Raw genomic sequence first — 16,543 nt, 5'->3', positions numbered from 1 at the left:
GGGGTCGGCGGGATGCGGCTCAGTACCCCAACGGCCCGATCGGGCGGGCGTGGCGCATCCGGACCGGGTCGGAATGGCCGACCACCTGAAGGTCGTCGTGGACCTCCTCGGTGTAGCCGAGGCCGAAGCGCACCACGTACTGCTTGTAGAGCGACACCAGGGGCGCCTCGGTGAGCGCGGCCTGCATCGCCACCGGATCGCCGACGGCGGTGATCCGGTAGGGCGGGCTGTAGGTCCGCCCGTTGAGTAACAGCGTGTTGCCCACGCAGCGCGGGGCCGAGGTCGCGATCAGGCGCTGATCCTGCATCTGGACGGCCTCCGCGCCCGCGCTCCACAGCGCGTTGAGCACGCCCTGGATGTCCTGCTGGTGCACCACCAGGTCATCGGGGCGGGCATCGCGCGGGAAACGACCCTGGGCGTCCCGCTGCGCATCGGTGAGGGTGACCACCAGCCCGGGGCCCCGGACCGGGTCCAGGCCGGCCTCCGCGGCGATCTCGTCGGCCCGGGCCTGCATGGCGGCCAGCGCCGCACCACCGGACCTGCCGTGCGTGGAGTCCAGCCGCCCGGCCAGGTCGTCGCGTTCGGCGGCGACCCGCTCGACGGACTGCTGGGCCTCGCGCACCAGGTCGACGAGCCGGGGCGCGTCGCTGCGGCGGATCTCGTCGCCACCGGCGACGCCGTGGGTGGCGGCCAGCAGCAGGCCGGCCAGCAGACACACCACCGGCACCCCGAATCGCCACCAGGTCCGGCGGGGCGGCGGATCGGCCATCACCACTCCTGCGTGTTCTGAGGAGACCCGGGCGCTGCGTTAGGCTCGGGAGACTCCTGTCGCGACGTTCATCGTCGCACCTGTTCAACTTTCTACGAAGGTAACCATGCCCAAGTCCAAGGTTCGCAAGAAGAACGACTTCACCATCAACCCGGTCAGCCGCACCCCGGTCAAGGTGAAAGCCGGACCGTCGAGTGTGTGGTTTGTCGTACTTTTCGTGGGTTTGATGTTGATTGGATTGTTCTGGCTGTTGGTTTTCCAGCTCGCATCCTCGTCGCTGCCGTGGATGGCCGACCTCGGGCCGTGGAACTACGCGATCGCGTTTGCCTTCATGATCACCGGACTGCTACTGACGATGCGCTGGCGCTGAGCCCAGCGCGGCGACAGAATGAATTCATTATGGGGATCCGGCGCCTACTGATGCCGACGGGTCCTGTCAACCCAATCACACGCGTGTTATTCATCCCCATTGTTGATAGCGCCTGTGGATAACTCCATCTGCAATGGTAAGAGCACCTATGAATGATTCGCAGCAAACTTTCTGGGGACCCCGGTCGGGGAGTATCGCAGCCCTCGGAATCGGCGGGATTGTGATGGCCGTCGCCTGTGTGATGCTGGTCACAGACACCCCGGGGCGGGTGCTGACCGGCGTTGCCGCGGTGAGCCTGCTGGTGTTTGCACTCGTGTCGTGGCGGAACCGGCCGAAACTAGCAATCACCGAAGGCGGTCTCGCCATCCGGGGATTGCTGGGCGTCACCACTTTGCCGAAATCGGAGATCGCGCACATCCGGATCACCGAGTTCCGACGCCTGGGGCGGCGGTCCCGGATGCTGGAGATCGACACCACCGACGACCGGCTGCGCGTCTTCACCCGGTGGGACCTGGGCACCGACCCGCTCGTGGTGCTCGATGCCCTCACCGCCGCCGGCTACGCCCCCTAGCGCGAATCTCGGGGGTGGCGTCCGATAGCGCGAGCGGGCGTGTCCCGGGGGACACGCCGCCACATTCACGTGTTCTGCGCACGCTCGCTCGGCTTTAGGGGCCCAAACCAGCCGACGGTGTACGCGACAGTGCAGGTCCATCCGCGACACGCCGCGTCGCCGTATCGAACCGCACGCTCGGCACGCCGAGGCCGGCCGTCGGCCCATGCAGGCTCGAGCGGCCGGCCCTCAGCCGAGCAGCGTCAGGAAATGGTGACCGACTCGATCACGACGGGCTCGGACGGCCGGTCGTTGCGGTCGGTGGCCGTGGTGGCGATCGCGTCGATGACCTTCTGCGACTCGGGGTCGACCACCTCTCCGAAGATGGTGTGCTTGCGGTTGAGGTGCGGCGTGGCGCCCACAGTCACGAAGAACTGCGAACCGTTGGTGCCCGGCCCGGCGTTGGCCATCGCCAGCAGGTAGGGCTTGTCGAACTGCAGTTCGGGGTGGAACTCGTCGGCGAACTTGTAGCCGGGTCCGCCGCGGCCGGTGCCGGTCGGGTCGCCGCCCTGGATCATGAATCCCTCGATGACCCGGTGGAACACCGAGCCGTCGTAGAACGGGCCCGAGCTGCCACCGGACGCGTTTTCCGTCGAGTAATCCTTGGTGCCCTGGGCCAGCCCGACGAAGTTGGCGACGGTCTTGGGGGCGTGGTTGCCGAACAGCGCGATCTTGATGTCGCCGCGGTTGGTGTGCAGGGTTGCGGTAGCGGTCTGAATGGGGCTCGTAGTCACGGTTTTACAGTGTGCCACTATCGCAGTATCGGCTTGATGGCCCACCTACCTTTGGCCCCGAACGGGCCGCGACAGTGGCAGGGTGAGAACCACACACCGGTATTGCTCGTTCGACTTTCAGAAGGTGGACATGACCTCCAGCACCGAGTCCCGGCCCACCCCCGCGCAGCGCCTCACCCGCGGGCTGGCACACACCGCGGCGGGCCCCGTCGACATCACCAGGGGAGCGTTGGGCCTGAGCGCCAACGCGGTCGCCGCGACGGCGTCCTCGGTCCGGCAGCGCTACCGCAGCGGTCAACTCCGCAAGGAACTCGCCGCGGCCCAGGAGGCCCTCACGCGCGAGCTCAGCACGGCGGGGGAGGTGCTCGCCGAGTTGCCGGAGACCTTCCGCGAGGCGCGGGCCAACCGACGAAACAGCAAGCGGCCCTGGATTATCGCCGGGGCCGTGGCCGGCACCCTGGTCCTCGGTGGGGCGGCGTTCGCGTTCGTGCGGCGCACCAAGCAACCGGAGCCCTCGTCGGCGCTGCCGCCGAGCGTGCAGATCGATCCCAGGCCGTAGCGGAACCGCCGTCGGGGTTGGGTTGCGAAAGCCCGGCGGCATTCGCACCGCGGGCACTGCCGGAAGTGCGTTGTGGAGCCTAGGAGATTCGAACTCCTGACATCTGCCTTGCAAAGGCAGCGCTCTACCAACTGAGCTAAGGCCCCTTGCCTGAGTCAGGCGGGCGTCTGGCCGACCGCTGATTCCGGGAGGGAGTGCCAGACCTCGGCACGCTGCCGTGACCGTAACACCACGGCGGCCGCGGCGACCATGGCGACAACGCCCAACAGCAGTCTCATAGTGGGCCTAGGAGGACTCGAACCTCCGACCTCTTCGTTATCAGCGAAGCGCTCTAACCACCTGAGCTATAGGCCCGTACACCGAGCGGTGAGATTACCGCACCGGCGGCCGTGGGAACAAAACGCGCCTCCCGACCTGGGTCAATCCCGGTCGGCCAGCGTCACCTCGACCCCGCCGACGATGTCGGTCGACAGGTTGTAAATGAACGCGCCGATGGTCGCCATCGCGGTCAGCAGCACGATGTTGACCAGACCGATCAGCAGGGCGCCGCCGAAGATGGTGCCGCTGGACACCAGCTCGCCGCCGGCGCCGCCGCTGGTGGTCAGCAGATCGCCCACGTTGCTGTTCAGCTTGGTCCACACGCCCATGCCGCCCAGCACGAGGTAGAGGAACGCCACGGCGATCATCCACACGAAGAACAGCGCCACCGACAGCAGCAGCGACACCTTCAGCGTGCTCCACGGATCGATGCGACGGATCTGCATGCTGGCCCGCACCGGTCCGGACTTGGCCCGGCTGCCCACCTGGATTCGGTTCGTGACCGTCGTCCGCGCGGCCGCCCCGTCGGGCCGGTCGGCGTCGCGGCGCGGTGCCGCCGGCCGCGGTTGGGGTCCCGACAGGTCGGGCAGCTCGCTGGCGTACTCCTTGCTGCGGACGGACTCCGGACGGGCCTGCGCCTCCGAGTCGCCGGCGGGGGCCGACGGCTTGCTGGCGCCCTGCAACGCGCCGGGCGCCGCGGTACCGGTGACGTAGCGGCTGATCCGGCTGTCCGCACCGGCCGCGGCGTGGGCGCCGCGGTTCTCGGGCCGCGACTCCGGCTTCGGCTCCCGGGCCGGCGGCTCGGCGGCCGGCCGCGGGGGAGTCGACTGCTGGGTGCGGCCGGCGCCGCGCTGCCAGGGCGGTACCTCACCGGAGTCGGTGACCCGGGGCACCGGCGTGGTCGGCCGGGTCCCGCTCCGGTCGACCGTGCCGTTGCCGCTGCCGGCATTCTCGCCGGCGCCCGGGTGGCCCGGTTCGTTCGGTGAACTCACACCAACTCCGTCCGTTTGACCGCTACTCGTCGGCGGCGTCCGCCGACGCCTCCGAGTCTTCAGTCTCGTCGGCATTGCGCGCGATGGCTATCAGTGTGTCGCCCTCGCCCAGGTTCATCAACCGAACGCCCTTGGTCTGACGGCCGGCCTTGCGCACCTGGCGCGCCGCCGTCCGGATGACACCGCCACCGGAGGTGATGGCGTACAACTCGGTGTCGTCGTCGACGATCAACGCTCCGACAAGAGTGCCACGCCGCTTGTCGTATTGGATGGTCAGGATGCCTTTACCGCCGCGGCCCTGGACCGTGTACTCCTCGATCGCGGTGCGCTTGGCGTAACCGCCGGCCGTGGCGACCAGCAGGTAGGTGCCCTCCTGGACCACGTTGAGCGACAACAACCGGTCGTCGTCGTTGAACCGCATGCCCTGCACGCCCGAGGTGGCGCGGCCCATCGGCCGTAACGCCTCGTCGGTGGCCGAGAACCGGATCGACTGGCCCTTGGCGCTGACCAGCAGCAGGTCGTCGTCGGCCGAGCACAGCACCGCACCCACCAACTCGTCGTCGCCGCGCAGGTTGATCGCGACGATGCCGCCCGAGCGGTTCGAGTCGAAGTCGGTCAGCTTGGACTTCTTGACCAGGCCGTTGCGGGTCGCCAAGACAAGGTACGGCGCATCGTCGTAGCCCCTGATCTGGATGACCTGGGCGATGCGCTCCTCCGGCTGGAAGGCCAGCAGGTTCGCGACGTGCTGGCCGCGCGCCGTGCGCGACATCTCGGGCAGGTCGTAGGCCTTGGCCCGGTACACCCGGCCCTGGGTGGTGAAGAACAGGATCCAGTCGTGCGTCGAGCACACGAAGAAGTGCGCGACGAGGTCGTCCTGCTTGAGGCCGGCGCCCTGCACACCCTTGCCGCCGCGCTTCTGGCTGCGGTACAGGTCGGTCTTGGTGCGCTTGGCGTAGCCGGTCTCGGTGATGGTGACGACGACGTCCTCGCGGGTGATCAGATCCTCGTCGCTGAGGTCGCCGTCGGCGGCGATGATCCGGGTGCGCCGGTCGTCGCCGTGCTTCTCGACGATCTCGGCGAGTTCGTCACGCACGATGCCGCGCTGCCGCACGGGCTTGGCCAGGATGTCCTCGAGGTCGGCGATCTCGGCCTCGATCTTCGCCAGGTCGTCGACGATGCGCTGCCGCTCGAGGGCGGCCAGGCGCCGCAACTGCATGTCGAGGATCGCCTGCGACTGGATCTCGTCGATGTCGAGCAGTTCGATCAGGCCCGCGCGGGCGATGTCGACGGTCTGGGACGCCCGGATCAACGCGATGACCTCGTCGAGCGCGTCGAGGGCCTTGACCAGGCCGCGCAGGATGTGGGCCCGTTCGTTGGCCTTGCGCAGCCGGTAGGTGGTGCGCCGCACGATGACATCGAGTTGGTGTTCGACGTACAGGCGGATCATCTGGTCGAGGCGCAGCGTGCGCGGCACGCCGTCGACGATCGACAGCATGTTGGCACCGAAGCTCGACTGCAACTGGGTGTGCTTGTAGAGGTTGTTCACCACGACCTTGGCCACGGCGTCCCGCTTGAGTTCGATGACGATGCGCAGGCCCACCCGGTCGCTGGACTGGTCCTCGATGTTGGAGATGCCGGCCAGCTTCGCGTCGCGGACCTGATCGGCGATCGAGGTGATGAAGTTGTCGTGGTTGACCTGGTAGGGGAGTTCGGTGATGACCAGCGAGGTGCGACCCTTGCTGTCCTCTTCGATCTCGACCACGCCGCGCATCCGGATCGATCCGCGACCCGTGCGGTAGGCCTCGTTGATGCCCTGGGTGCCGACGATCAGGCCGTGGGTGGGGAAGTCAGGCCCCTTGACCCGCTCCATCACCGCCTCGAGGGTGGTCTCCTCGTCGGCCTCGTAGTTCTCCAACGCCCAGTACACCGCTTCCGCGAGCTCACGCAGGTTGTGCGGCGGGATGTTGGTGGCCATGCCGACGGCGATGCCGCCGGATCCGTTGGCCAGCAGGTTCGGGAACCGGCTGGGCAGCACGGTCGGCTCCTGCACCCGGCCGTCGTAGTTCGGGGCGAAATCGACTGTCTCCTCGTCGATTTCACGCAACATCTCCATGGCCAGCGGGGTCAGCCGGGCCTCGGTGTTGTGGCTGACGAATCCGTTGCTGATGAACGAGTGATCGTCGGTGTCGACCCGCAAGCTGTACACCGGTTGAACACCGGCATCGGTCACCGCCGCGACGCGCGCATAACAGAACCGGCCGTCGGTCAGGGCGGTGGCAATGGCGCGGACATCCGGATCGGCGATGTGATCCAGGATCTCGGCACCGTGCTGCCGCCAACGCGACAGCCGGTCGATGTTGTGCCTGCGCAACCACTCCTTGTCGACCCACGAACCACCACTGTGTTCGCGGATGAACGCGCCCAGTCCGGGCACGAAATCGCCATCGAGGCCGGCGGCTCGGGCCGGCAACGCCGACAAGATGCCTTGCAGCTTGGTCTGTTTGGCGCCGCCGAATCCGATCAGACTTGCGAACGCTTCGGCATGTCCACGGTTGGTGATGACGACCTTGTGTTCACCGGTGGCGTGCAGGTACCGATTGGAGAGCACCCCGAACTCCAGCAGCATCTGCTGGACATCCTTGGCCAGGCGTCCGCTACGGGTGGAGTATGAGACCTGCACGGTGTTTCGCGGCAGGGCCGAGCACGAACCGTCGCCCTCGAACAACGCCTGCAGGAAGGCGCGTTTGACCGCGGCGGGAGAGCGCCACAACCACTCCGGGATCACCTTGTCGGCCGAGCGCTGGCCGACGAGGCAGCCCAGACGGCTGCTTCGCAGTCGCGCCGTGTTCTGAATGTCGAGCTCGAGCAGGGTGGAGCCGGAGGCGATCAGTCGTTCCGAGACGTACCGCGGTCCGCCGATGACGGCGTCGTAAGCGGCGACAACGAGGTTGAAATAATCGCGGTCAAGGTTGTTGAATCCCGCTCGGGATTCGCCGACGAAGCCCTCGCTGATGAAGGCGCCCAACAGCAGGGCCTCCAGGGAGACCTCCCCATCGGCCGAGCCGAACTCCATCGGCGGTGTGCGCTGCAGGACCACGCAGTCGTCGGGGCGGATCTCTTCGATCAGCTTCCACAACAGCGTCGGCACACCGGCCACGTCGACCAGGCACAACAGCGGATGGTTGGCCGTCCCGGTGACCTCGTAGCCCTCGGCGGTGCTCACCTTGTAGGTCGGATGCTCACCGGATTGGAAGAGTCGATCCGCCAGCACTGGATTGCCGTGGCGATCCAGAACTTTCAGATCGATCTCATTGTCGGTGTTGGGTCGGGCGCCCGGTACGACGTCACCGATCCGTATCGACTGCCCGAACGGCAGCCGGACCATCGCATCGGCGGTGAGGCAGTAACGCATCGCGGCCGGCGGGTCGTTGCCCGGCGAACCGAAGTTGCCCTGACCGTCCACCAACGGGTAGCGCAGCGACCACGGCTGCGCCATGCGCACCAGAGTGTCGTAGATCGAGGAGTCGCCGTGCGGGTGGTAGTTACCCATCGTCTCGGCCACCGACCGCGCCGACTTCGCGTGGCTGCGGTCCGGGCGGAAGCCCGAGTCGTACATCGCGTACAGCACCCGGCGGTGCACCGGCTTGAGGCCGTCGCGGACTTCGGGCAGCGCGCGGCCCACGATCACACTCATCGCGTAATCGATGTAGCTGCGCTGCATCTCGTGCTGGATATCGACCGGTTCGATCCGATCGTGATCGGCCGGACCGCCGCCGGGCGGCAGCGTGGTGTCTGTCATCTGATCCTCATCTGTTCTGCCATGTTCGAGTCAAAGGTGTTGTGCGCGCTACACATCCAGGAAGCGGACATCCCGGGCGTTGCGCGTGATGAAACTGCGACGGGCCGCGACGTCCTCGCCCATCAGCACCGAGAACAACTCGTCGGCGGCGGCCGCGTCGTCGAGCGTCACCTGCCGCAACACCCGTACCGAGGGATCCATGGTGGTCTCCCACAGTTCCTTGGCATTCATCTCGCCGAGGCCCTTGTAGCGCTGGATGCCGTCGTCGACGTTGATCTTGCGACCGGCCTGCCGACCGGCCTCCAGCAGACCGTCGCGCTCGCGGTCGGAATAGGCGAATTCCGGTTCGCTGCGCTGCCAACGCAGCTTGTACAGCGGCGGTTGCGCCAGGTACACGTGGCCGTTCTCGATCAACGGCCGCATGAACCGGAACAACAGCGTCAGCAGCAGCGTCGCAATGTGCTGACCGTCGACGTCGGCGTCGGCCATCAGCACGATCTTGTGATAGCGCAGCTTGGTGATGTCGAACTCGTCGTGGATACCGGTGCCGAGCGCGGTGATGATCGCCTGGACTTCGGTGTTCTTCAAGACCCGGTCGATGCGTGCCTTTTCGACGTTGATGATCTTGCCGCGCAACGGCAGAATCGCCTGAAACATCGAGTCGCGCCCGCTCTTGGCCGAGCCACCGGCCGAATCACCCTCCACCACATACAGTTCCGACTTGGTCGGATCGGTAGAACGGCAGTCGGCGAGCTTGCCCGGCAGCCCGCCGAGGTCGGTGGCGCTCTTGCGCCGCACCAACTCGCGGGCCTTGCGCGCGGCAAGACGCGCCTGCGCCGACGAAACCGCCTTGTTGACAACGATTTTCGCCTCGGCCGGGTTGGCCTCGAACCAGTGGTTGAGCTGCTCGTTGCAGGCCTTCTGGACGAAGGACTTGACCTCGGTGTTGCCGAGTTTGGTCTTGGTCTGACCCTCGAACTGCGGTTCGGCGACCTTCACCGAGATCACCGCCGCCAGGCCCTCGCGGATGTCGTCACCGGTGAGGTTCGGATCCTTGTCCTTGAGCAGCTTCTTGTCCTTGGCGTACCTGTTGACCACCGAGGTCAGCGCCGCGCGGAAGCCCTCCTCGTGGGTGCCGCCCTCGTGGGTGTTGATGGTGTTGGCAAAGGTGTGCACGGATTCGGAGTAGCCGGCGTTCCACTGCATCGCGACCTCGACCTCATGGCCGGTGCCCTTGCTCTCGAAGTCGACGATGCTCTGATGGATCGGGGTCTTGGTGCGGTTGATGTGTTTGACGTAGTCCACCAGGCCGCCCGGATAGTGGAAGGTCCGGTGCTTGACCTTCTGCGGCGCCGCGGCCTCGGCGGCTTGCTCCTCGGCGGATTTGGGCGCTTCGGCGGTCTCGCTGACCACGTCGTCGACCACTTCTTCGACCCGGACCCGCTTGTCGGTGAGGTTGATGGTCAGGCCCTTGTTGAGGAAGGCCATCTCCTGAAGGCGCCGCGCCACGGTTTCGAAGTCGTACACCGTGGTCTCGAAGATCTCCGAGTCCGCCCAGAACCGGATGACGGTGCCGGACTTCTTGGTGGCCTCGCCCTGCTTGAGGGTCCCGGGCTGGGCGCGGTCATAAACCTGGAACCATTCGTAGCCGTCCCGGCAGATGTCGACCTCGAGCCGCCGTGACAGCGCGTTGACGACGGAGACACCGACGCCGTGCAGGCCGCCGGAGACCGTGTAGCCGCTCTCCTCGCCGCCGAACTTGCCGCCGGCGTGCAACTGGGTCATCACGACATCGACGGTGGGGACGCCCGTGGCGTGCATGGCGACCGGGATGCCGCGGCCATTGTCGCGCACCTCCACGCCGCCGTCGTCGAGCAGGGTGACATCGACCTGGTCCGCGTAGCCCGCCATCGCCTCGTCGACCGAGTTGTCGACAACTTCCCAGATCAGATGGTGTAGACCACGCTCTCCGGTGGATCCGATATACATACCGGGCCGCTTGCGCACGGCCTCGAGGCCCTCGAGAACGGTGATGGATTCGGCGCCGTAATCATTCTTCTTCTTTTGCGCAGCCACGGTCGGACGCTTCTCCTTGGGGTGTCGCATGCACGCGGCCTAGTCACCGCGGCAGGTCATCGTCCAAGTCTACCGGTAGACCCCGTCAGGACTCATACTCTATGGGCGTTTCTGGGCATCTGATTGCGTCAGGCGCTGATTTTCGTGCTAAGCGGCACCAAATCGGGACCACCTGAGGAGACTGCGCTGTCCTGGTAGCTCTGAGCGCGCACCTCAACCGTAGGTGTCGCGGGGTCCCCGTCCGGAGATATGCCGCGGGCCCTTGCGCCACGACGGCGCGGTGGGACCGGTGATCTTCAACGAAGTGACCACGCCGTCGCCGACCGCCGCGGCGATCTTGGCCAGCAGCTGGGCCTGCACCATGCGCAGTTGAGTGGCCCAGGCCGTGCTCTCGGCCGAAACGCTCAGCACCCCGTCCCGCAGGACCGTGGGCTGGGCGTGTTCGGCGATCTGCTCACCGACCACCACGGCCCACTGACCGAGGACCACGCCCTCGGAGACCTTGTTGTTCCAGCCCCGCTTCTTGGCCAGGTCGTTGGTGGCCGCGCCGAGGGGCTGCGGGTCCCGACTGTCCGGCCCGGGACCGGACCAGCGGCGACGCCGACCCGCGACTGGGGAGCGACGGACCGGACCGTGACCGCCGCGACCGACATCCTTGCCCTGTTCCCGGGCCGCACCACGCGCCTCCTCCAGCGTGCGGCGGACCAGATCCATGCCCTTCAGGCCCGCCAGATGCGCCGGCGGCTTCGGGGTCTCCTCGGGTTCGTCGTCGAATTCGGTCATACCAGCTCCGAAACCCGGCCGTGTTCAGTGTCTTTCATGTTGACCATGACCCGACGCACATCCCACTCGGCCGGAATGTCCTCGGACACAGCGGCAGTCACCAACACCTGTTCGGCCGAGGCCGCGACCCCGGCCAGCGCCGCGCGCCGCGAGGTATCGAGCTCGGCGAAGACATCGTCGAGCAGCAACACCGGCTCGGCGTCCTCGGCGCGCAACAGCTCGTAGGATCCCAGCCGCAACGCCAAGGCGATCGACCACGATTCGCCATGGCTGGCAAAGCCTTTCGCGGGTTGGTCACCGAGTGTCAGTTCCAGATCGTCGCGGTGCGGACCCACCAGGCAGACGCCGCGTTCGAGTTCGGCGCGCCGCCGCAGGGCCAGGCTGTCGAGCAAGGCCAGCCGCAACGCATCCACCGCGTCCGGGCCGGCGACGACATCGGGGGAGAACTCGGTGCTGCTGCGGTACGAGATGGTCGCGGGCCGCGACGACGGCGCCAGCAGTTGATAGGACTTCTCCACCTCGGGGGCCAACTCGCTGACGAGTTCCAGCCGGGCCGCCATCAGCTCCGCGCCGTGGTCGGCCAGATGGCCGTCCCAGACCTCCAGGGTCTGCTCGATCCCGGCGTCCCGGCCGCCGTAGCGGGCCCCGGCCGCGGACTTCAACAACGCCGTCCGCTGCCGCACCACCTTCTCGTAATCGGCACGCACACCGGCGATTCGGGGCCGACGCAGCACCGCCAGGTCGTCGAGATAACGGCGTCGATCGCCGGGATCACCGCGCACCAGCGACAGATCCTCGGGGGCGAACAGCACCGCCTTCAAGACGCCGAGCACTTCCCGGGTGCTACGCACCGGTGACCGGTTCAGTCGGGCCTTGTTGGCCCGCCCCGCGGTGATCTCGAGGTCGACCGCCATCTCGCGGCCCTCGTTGACGACGATCGTCGAGACCACCGCACGCTCGGCGCCGGCCCGGATCAGCGGCGCGTCGGTGGCGACCCGGTGTGAGCCCAAGGTCGACGCATACCACAGCGCCTCAATGAGATTGGTCTTCCCGTAGCCATTGGGAGCGACGAATACAGTCCGGCCCGGCTCCAGATCGAGGTCAATGGAGTGCCACGATCGGAAGTCCCGCAGAGCCAGGTGACGAACGTACACACGCGACCTAACCGGAAAGACCGATCCGTTTGACGGCGTGCCCGCCAAACTGGTTGCGCAGCGCGGCGACGGCCTTCATGGTGGGGGACTCCTCCTGCCGCGACCCGAACCGGGCGAACAACGAGGCAGCGATCACCGGAACCGGAACGCGGTGGTTGATGGCTTCTTCCACGGTCCAGCGGCCCTCACCGGAATCCTCGGTGTAGCCGGAGATCTCGGCCAGCCCGGGATCCTCGGACAGCGCCTTGGCCAGCAGCTGCTGCAACCAGGACCGCACCACGGTGCCGTTGGTCCAGGCCTGGATGACCGCCTGCGGATCCTGGATCAAATCCTCGGCGGCCAACAACTCGTAGCCCTCCGAATAGGCCATCATCAACCCGTACTCGATGCCGTTGTGCACCATTTTGGCGTAATGCCCGGCGCCGACCGGCCCGGCGTGGACAAAGCCGTCCTCGCGCGGACCCTCGGGCCGCAGTGTCTCGAAGATCGGCAGGACGCGTTCCACATCCGCGTCGGCGCCGCCGACCATCAGGCCGTACCCCTCCGTCAAGCCCCAGATACCACCGGAGACACCGGCGTCGACAAAGCCAATTCCCTTTTCGGCCAACAGTTTTGCGTGCTTGCCGTCTTCGGTGTAGCGCGAGTTGCCGCCGTCGATCACCAGATCACCGGCACTGAGCACCGCCGCCAGGTCGGCGACGGTCTCGCTGGTGACCGGCCCGGACGGCACCATCACCCACACCACCCGCGGCGCGTCGAGGGCGCCGGCGAGCGCGGCGAGGGTTTCGACGTCGGTGACCTCGGGGCGTGGGTCGTAGCCGATCACCTCGTGACCGCCCGCGCGCAGCCGTTCGCGCATGTTGAACCCCATCTTGCCGAGTCCAACCAACCCGAGCTGCATGCAATCCCCTTTCCGGTCGGTCCGACAGGACCTAACCGGGTAGCCGTACCGGCATCAACAAGTACACGTAATCGGTTTCGGCGGCCGGGAACGGGCCCGACCCCTCGGGCAGCGAGCCCTCCTCGCCGCCCGGTCGCAGCACCGCGGGCTTGCTCGGCGTTGTGAAACCGAAGGCCACCCGATCCGAATGCAGCGACCCCAGGCCGTCGGTGAGGTAGGTCGGGTTGAACGCGATGGTCAACGGTTCCCCCGCGAACTCCACCGGCAGGTCCTCTTCGGCGCGGCCCACGTCGTCGGCGCCGGCCGACAACCGCACCGTGCCGTCGCTGAATTCCATCCGCACCTGGGCGCCGCGGTCGGCGACGAGCGCCACGCGCTTGATGGCTTCGGTGAGTTCGGCCACACCGAGCGAGGCGACCGCGGTGTGCTCGGCCGGCAGCAACTGCCGAAATTTCGGGAATTCGGCATCCAACAGCCTGGTGGTGCTTCGTTTTCCGCCGCTGCGGATGCCCAGCAGGCCTTCCTTGCCGACATCGGGGCCGGCCCCGAGCGACAGATGCACTTCGGTGCCCGCACCGCCGGTTTTGGCGGCTTCGGCCAGCGTCTTGGCCGGCACCAGGATCGCGGCCTCGGTGTCGGCGGTCGAGGTCGTCCAGGTGAGTTCGCGAACGGCGAGACGGAAGCGGTCGGTGGCGGCCAGCACCACACTGTCGCCCGAGATCTCCACCCGAATGCCGGTCAACATCGGCAACGTGTCGTCGCGGCCGGCGGCGATGGCGACCTGACCGATGGCTTCGGCGAACAAATCCGCCGGCACCATGCCGGTGTCCTCGGGCAACGTCGGCAACACCGGATAGTCCTCGACCGCCATCGTCGGCAGCGAGAACCGGGCGCTGCCGCAGGTCAGCGCGACCCGGGTGCCGTCAGCGTTGACCTCGACGGGCTTGTTCGGCAACGCCCGGGTGATGTCGGACAACAGCCGCCCGGACACCAAAACGCTTCCAGGAGAAGCGACTTCGGCCGCAACCTGAACTTCGGCGGAGGTCTCGTAGTCGAATCCGGAGATCGTCAGACCGTCTTCGGTCCCGGTGATCAACACCCCGGCCAACACCGGCACGGTGGGCCTGCTCGGAAGGTTTCGCGCCACCCATGCCACCGCATCGGCGAAGTCGTCTCGCACCAGACGGCACTTCAAGTCGGTGCCAACTGTCACCGTCGGCCCATGCACGGCCATAGCGTCCCTTCGTCACTTCACGATCAATTCACAAGCTTCTGGCGGCGGCGGTCCTTCGCCGAGGTCCGGTGACCGTGCCCCGCAGGACGACCCTATCCGCCGTCGAAGAACAACCGTAGAGCTTTCGCTCGTAACTTCAAAGCTATTCGATCGCCCCGACATCGGCGCTGTGAGCCGAGGTCATCGGGTTGTGGAGCGGCTGTCCCCAACGGTCTGCTTCTAAAGAACAATCTAGGGAGATAACGCAGTAGTAGTAATAGGGGCTGTGCACACTGGGGATGGATCGGGGTTGCTGCAGACCAGGGCGGTGCGCCGCTGTGGAGCAGCCGTGGAGCATCCTGAGGACTACTCGGCCCGGCTGTGCAGAACATCGAGGTTGTGCACGAGATCCCGCAGCCGGGCGCCGTTGGTGGGCAGGTTGTGCACAGGGAACTACACATCTCGGCGCTGGGACTGTTGTGGCCGCTGGTGCCCAAGTTTCTCCCCGCCCCACCCGCCGAAAGGGGGGTTTGGGCCGCAAAGTGCGAGTGGCTTCCGGCATTTCGTCGACCTCGCCGACGAGAATCACGCGAACTTGCGCGTTTGGGGTGGGGTGAGGGGCTGGCCACGCGCGTAGCGGGCCGCCACGGGCCGTCCAGGGCCTGATGAGGGGAAACGCGCAGGCCGGGCCGCGGGCAACCAACCGTGCGTCGCGGCGGCCGTCCCGGCTGCCAGGTCAGCGCTTGGAGCGCTGGCGGATGCGGGTGGTGAGTTCCTTAACGTGGTCGAAGACCTCGCGGCGGTGCGCCATCTCGTTGAGGATCTTCTTCTGGGCGTACATCACCGTGGTGTGGTCGCGGCCGAACGTCTGCCCGATCTTGGGCAGGGACAGGTCGGTGAGCTCGCGACACAGGTACATCGCGATCTGACGCGACTGCGCCAGCGCGCGGGTCTTGCCCGGCCCGCGCAACTCCTCCACCGTGGTGTCGAAGTACTCCGCGGTGGCGGCCATGATCGCGGCCGCGCTGATCTGCATGGTGCTGGCATCGGCGATCAGATCGCGCAGCACGATCTCGGCCAACGCCTTGTCGATCGGTGTCTGGTTCAGCGACGCGAAGGCCGTGACCCGGATCAACGCCCCCTCGAGTTCGCGGATGTTGCGCTCGATGCTGCTCGCGATGAGTTCCAGCACATCGCCCGGCACATCGAGGCGCTCCATCTGCGCCTTCTTGCGCAGGATCGCGATGCGGGTTTCGAGTTCGGGTGGCTGAACGTCGGTGATCAGACCCCATTCGAAGCGGGTCCGCAGTCGGTCCTCGAGCGTCGCGAGTTGCTTGGGCGGGCGGTCCGAGGAGATGACGATCTGCTTGTTGGCGTTGTGCAGGGTGTTGAAGGTGTGGAAGAACTCCTCCTGGATGCCTTCCTTGCCCTCGATGAACTGGATGTCGTCGACCAGCAGCACGTCGGTGTCGCGGTAGCTGCGCTTGAACGCGACCTTGCGGTCGTCGCGCAGCGAGTTGATGAAGTCGTTGGTGAACTCTTCGGTGGAGACGTACTTGACCCGCATGCCGGGGAACAGTCGCTGCGCGTAGTTGCCGGCCGCATGCAGCAGATGGGTTTTACCCAAACCGGATTCGCCCCAGATGAACAAGGGGTTGTAGGCGCGCGCCGGCGCCTCGGCGATGGCCAGCGCGGCGGCGTGCGCAAACCGGTTGGACGCGCCGATGACGAAGGTCTCGAAGGTATAGCGCCGGTTGAGGCTGTTGGCCTGGGTGGTCGCGGTGTCGGCCGGGCGGCGGCCGGTGAAGTAGGACGGCCAGCTTTCGTGCGCGCTGGCCAACGCCTCGCTGTCCTCGTCGACCTCGTCGACGTCCTCGGATTCGGGCGGCGCGGGGGAGTCGGTGTCGTCGGGGGCGTCGTCGGCGGACGGGGGAGCGATGCGCACCCCGAGTTCGACGCGCTGTCCGAGGCGACGACTCAGCGCGTCGGTGATCTGGATGCGCAGGTGCCGTTCGATCTCGTTCTGGACAAAGCTGCTCGGTACCGACAGCAGAGCAAAGCCCTCGACGATCGTCAGCGGTTTGACGAGTTTGAGCCAGGCCCTTTGCTGGGGGGTCAGCGGTCGGTTGAAGCCGTCGGCGTTCGGCGGCGCGGAACCGTGTTGGGCGGCCTCGGATTCGCCGTTGAGCTCCGCGACAACCTGGGCCCACAACGTCCCAAAATCGGCACTGGGATCATCGCTCAACGACGGATCCCCCTGTTTCG

Annotated in this window: 13 protein-coding genes and 2 tRNA genes; 3 read left to right on the top strand and 12 right to left on the bottom strand. The window is 66.9% G+C overall.

Annotated features, from left to right (window positions below):
• Positions 1-19: 19 nt before the first annotated feature.
• Positions 20-769: a DUF881 domain-containing protein gene (locus RCP80_RS00075; protein ID WP_308480409.1), complete on the bottom strand. Its 750-nt coding sequence runs from the start codon at positions 767-769 to the stop codon at positions 20-22.
• Positions 770-875: 106 nt separating this feature from the next.
• On the opposite strand from RCP80_RS00075, the gene crgA reads away from it, so the two are divergent.
• Positions 876-1,139 carry a cell division protein CrgA gene (gene crgA, locus RCP80_RS00070; protein WP_308480408.1) on the top strand — a complete coding sequence of 88 codons (264 nt, stop codon included), beginning with the start codon at positions 876-878 and terminating at the stop codon, positions 1,137-1,139.
• Positions 1,140-1,287: 148 nt separating this feature from the next.
• The gene (locus RCP80_RS00065) at positions 1,288-1,710 is read left to right on the top strand and encodes a PH domain-containing protein (protein ID WP_308480407.1); all 423 of its coding nucleotides are present in this window, start codon (positions 1,288-1,290) and stop codon (positions 1,708-1,710) included.
• A gap of 242 nt (positions 1,711-1,952) precedes the next feature.
• Here the strand turns inward: RCP80_RS00065 and RCP80_RS00060 are convergent, their stop codons facing one another.
• Positions 1,953-2,501: a peptidylprolyl isomerase gene (locus RCP80_RS00060; protein WP_308480406.1), complete on the bottom strand. Its 549-nt coding sequence runs from the start codon at positions 2,499-2,501 to the stop codon at positions 1,953-1,955.
• A gap of 64 nt (positions 2,502-2,565) precedes the next feature.
• On the opposite strand from RCP80_RS00060, the gene cwsA reads away from it, so the two are divergent.
• On the top strand, positions 2,566-3,042 hold the full coding sequence (gene cwsA / locus RCP80_RS00055) for a cell wall synthesis protein CwsA (protein WP_373693417.1): 477 nt from the start codon (positions 2,566-2,568) through the stop codon (positions 3,040-3,042).
• A 73-nt stretch (positions 3,043-3,115) separates the two neighbouring features.
• Here cwsA and RCP80_RS00050 read toward each other — a convergent pair.
• From RCP80_RS00050 to dnaA, 10 genes are all read right to left on the bottom strand, one after another.
• Positions 3,116-3,188, bottom strand: a tRNA-Ala gene (locus RCP80_RS00050).
• Positions 3,189-3,322: 134 nt separating this feature from the next.
• A tRNA-Ile gene (locus tag RCP80_RS00045) sits at positions 3,323-3,396 on the bottom strand.
• Between the two features lie 65 nt (positions 3,397-3,461).
• On the bottom strand, positions 3,462-4,352 hold the full coding sequence (locus RCP80_RS00040) for a DUF3566 domain-containing protein (protein WP_308480405.1): 891 nt from the start codon (positions 4,350-4,352) through the stop codon (positions 3,462-3,464).
• A 22-nt stretch (positions 4,353-4,374) separates the two neighbouring features.
• A complete protein-coding gene (gene gyrA / locus RCP80_RS00035; RefSeq protein ID WP_308480404.1) occupies positions 4,375-8,151 on the bottom strand; it encodes an intein-containing DNA gyrase subunit A in 3,777 nt (1,258 codons plus the stop codon).
• Between the two features lie 48 nt (positions 8,152-8,199).
• On the bottom strand, positions 8,200-10,227 hold the full coding sequence (gyrB, locus tag RCP80_RS00030) for a DNA topoisomerase (ATP-hydrolyzing) subunit B (RefSeq protein WP_308483032.1): 2,028 nt from the start codon (positions 10,225-10,227) through the stop codon (positions 8,200-8,202).
• A gap of 213 nt (positions 10,228-10,440) precedes the next feature.
• Positions 10,441-11,010: a DUF721 family protein gene (locus tag RCP80_RS00025; RefSeq protein ID WP_308480403.1), complete on the bottom strand. Its 570-nt coding sequence runs from the start codon at positions 11,008-11,010 to the stop codon at positions 10,441-10,443.
• A complete protein-coding gene (recF, locus tag RCP80_RS00020) occupies positions 11,007-12,164 on the bottom strand; it encodes a DNA replication/repair protein RecF (protein WP_308480402.1) in 1,158 nt (385 codons plus the stop codon). The genes RCP80_RS00025 and recF overlap by 4 nt, the downstream gene beginning before the upstream one ends.
• Positions 12,165-12,171: 7 nt before the next feature.
• Positions 12,172-13,065: a phosphogluconate dehydrogenase (NAD(+)-dependent, decarboxylating) gene (gene gnd, locus RCP80_RS00015; protein ID WP_308480401.1), complete on the bottom strand. Its 894-nt coding sequence runs from the start codon at positions 13,063-13,065 to the stop codon at positions 12,172-12,174.
• 31 nt (positions 13,066-13,096) lie between these two features.
• The gene (dnaN, locus tag RCP80_RS00010; protein ID WP_308480400.1) at positions 13,097-14,299 is read right to left on the bottom strand and encodes a DNA polymerase III subunit beta; all 1,203 of its coding nucleotides are present in this window, start codon (positions 14,297-14,299) and stop codon (positions 13,097-13,099) included.
• A gap of 715 nt (positions 14,300-15,014) precedes the next feature.
• On the bottom strand, positions 15,015-16,523 hold the full coding sequence (gene dnaA / locus RCP80_RS00005) for a chromosomal replication initiator protein DnaA (protein WP_308480399.1): 1,509 nt from the start codon (positions 16,521-16,523) through the stop codon (positions 15,015-15,017).
• Between the last annotated feature and the right edge of the window lie 20 nt (positions 16,524-16,543).

The organism is Mycolicibacterium sp. MU0053 (assembly GCF_963378095.1).
Lineage (GTDB): Bacteria > Actinomycetota > Actinomycetes > Mycobacteriales > Mycobacteriaceae > Mycobacterium > Mycobacterium burgundiense.
The sequence above is the reverse complement of the archived record's forward strand: the minus strand, read 5'-3'. Positions and strand labels throughout refer to the sequence as shown.

Bases quoted from the DNA above. Each gene is read 5' to 3' on its own strand.
- gyrA (WP_308480404.1), bottom strand. From the start codon at position 8,151: ATGACAGACACCACGCTGCCGCCCGGCGGCGGTCCGGCCGATCACGAT.
- RCP80_RS00075 (WP_308480409.1), bottom strand. From the start codon at position 769: ATGGCCGATCCGCCGCCCCGCCGGACCTGGTGGCGATTCGGGGTGCCG.
- RCP80_RS00025 (WP_308480403.1), bottom strand. From the start codon at position 11,010: ATGACCGAATTCGACGACGAACCCGAGGAGACCCCGAAGCCGCCGGCG.
- RCP80_RS00065 (WP_308480407.1), top strand. From the start codon at position 1,288: ATGAATGATTCGCAGCAAACTTTCTGGGGACCCCGGTCGGGGAGTATC.
- dnaN (WP_308480400.1), bottom strand. From the start codon at position 14,299: ATGGCCGTGCATGGGCCGACGGTGACAGTTGGCACCGACTTGAAGTGC.
- gnd (WP_308480401.1), bottom strand. From the start codon at position 13,065: ATGCAGCTCGGGTTGGTTGGACTCGGCAAGATGGGGTTCAACATGCGC.
- crgA (WP_308480408.1), top strand. From the start codon at position 876: ATGCCCAAGTCCAAGGTTCGCAAGAAGAACGACTTCACCATCAACCCG.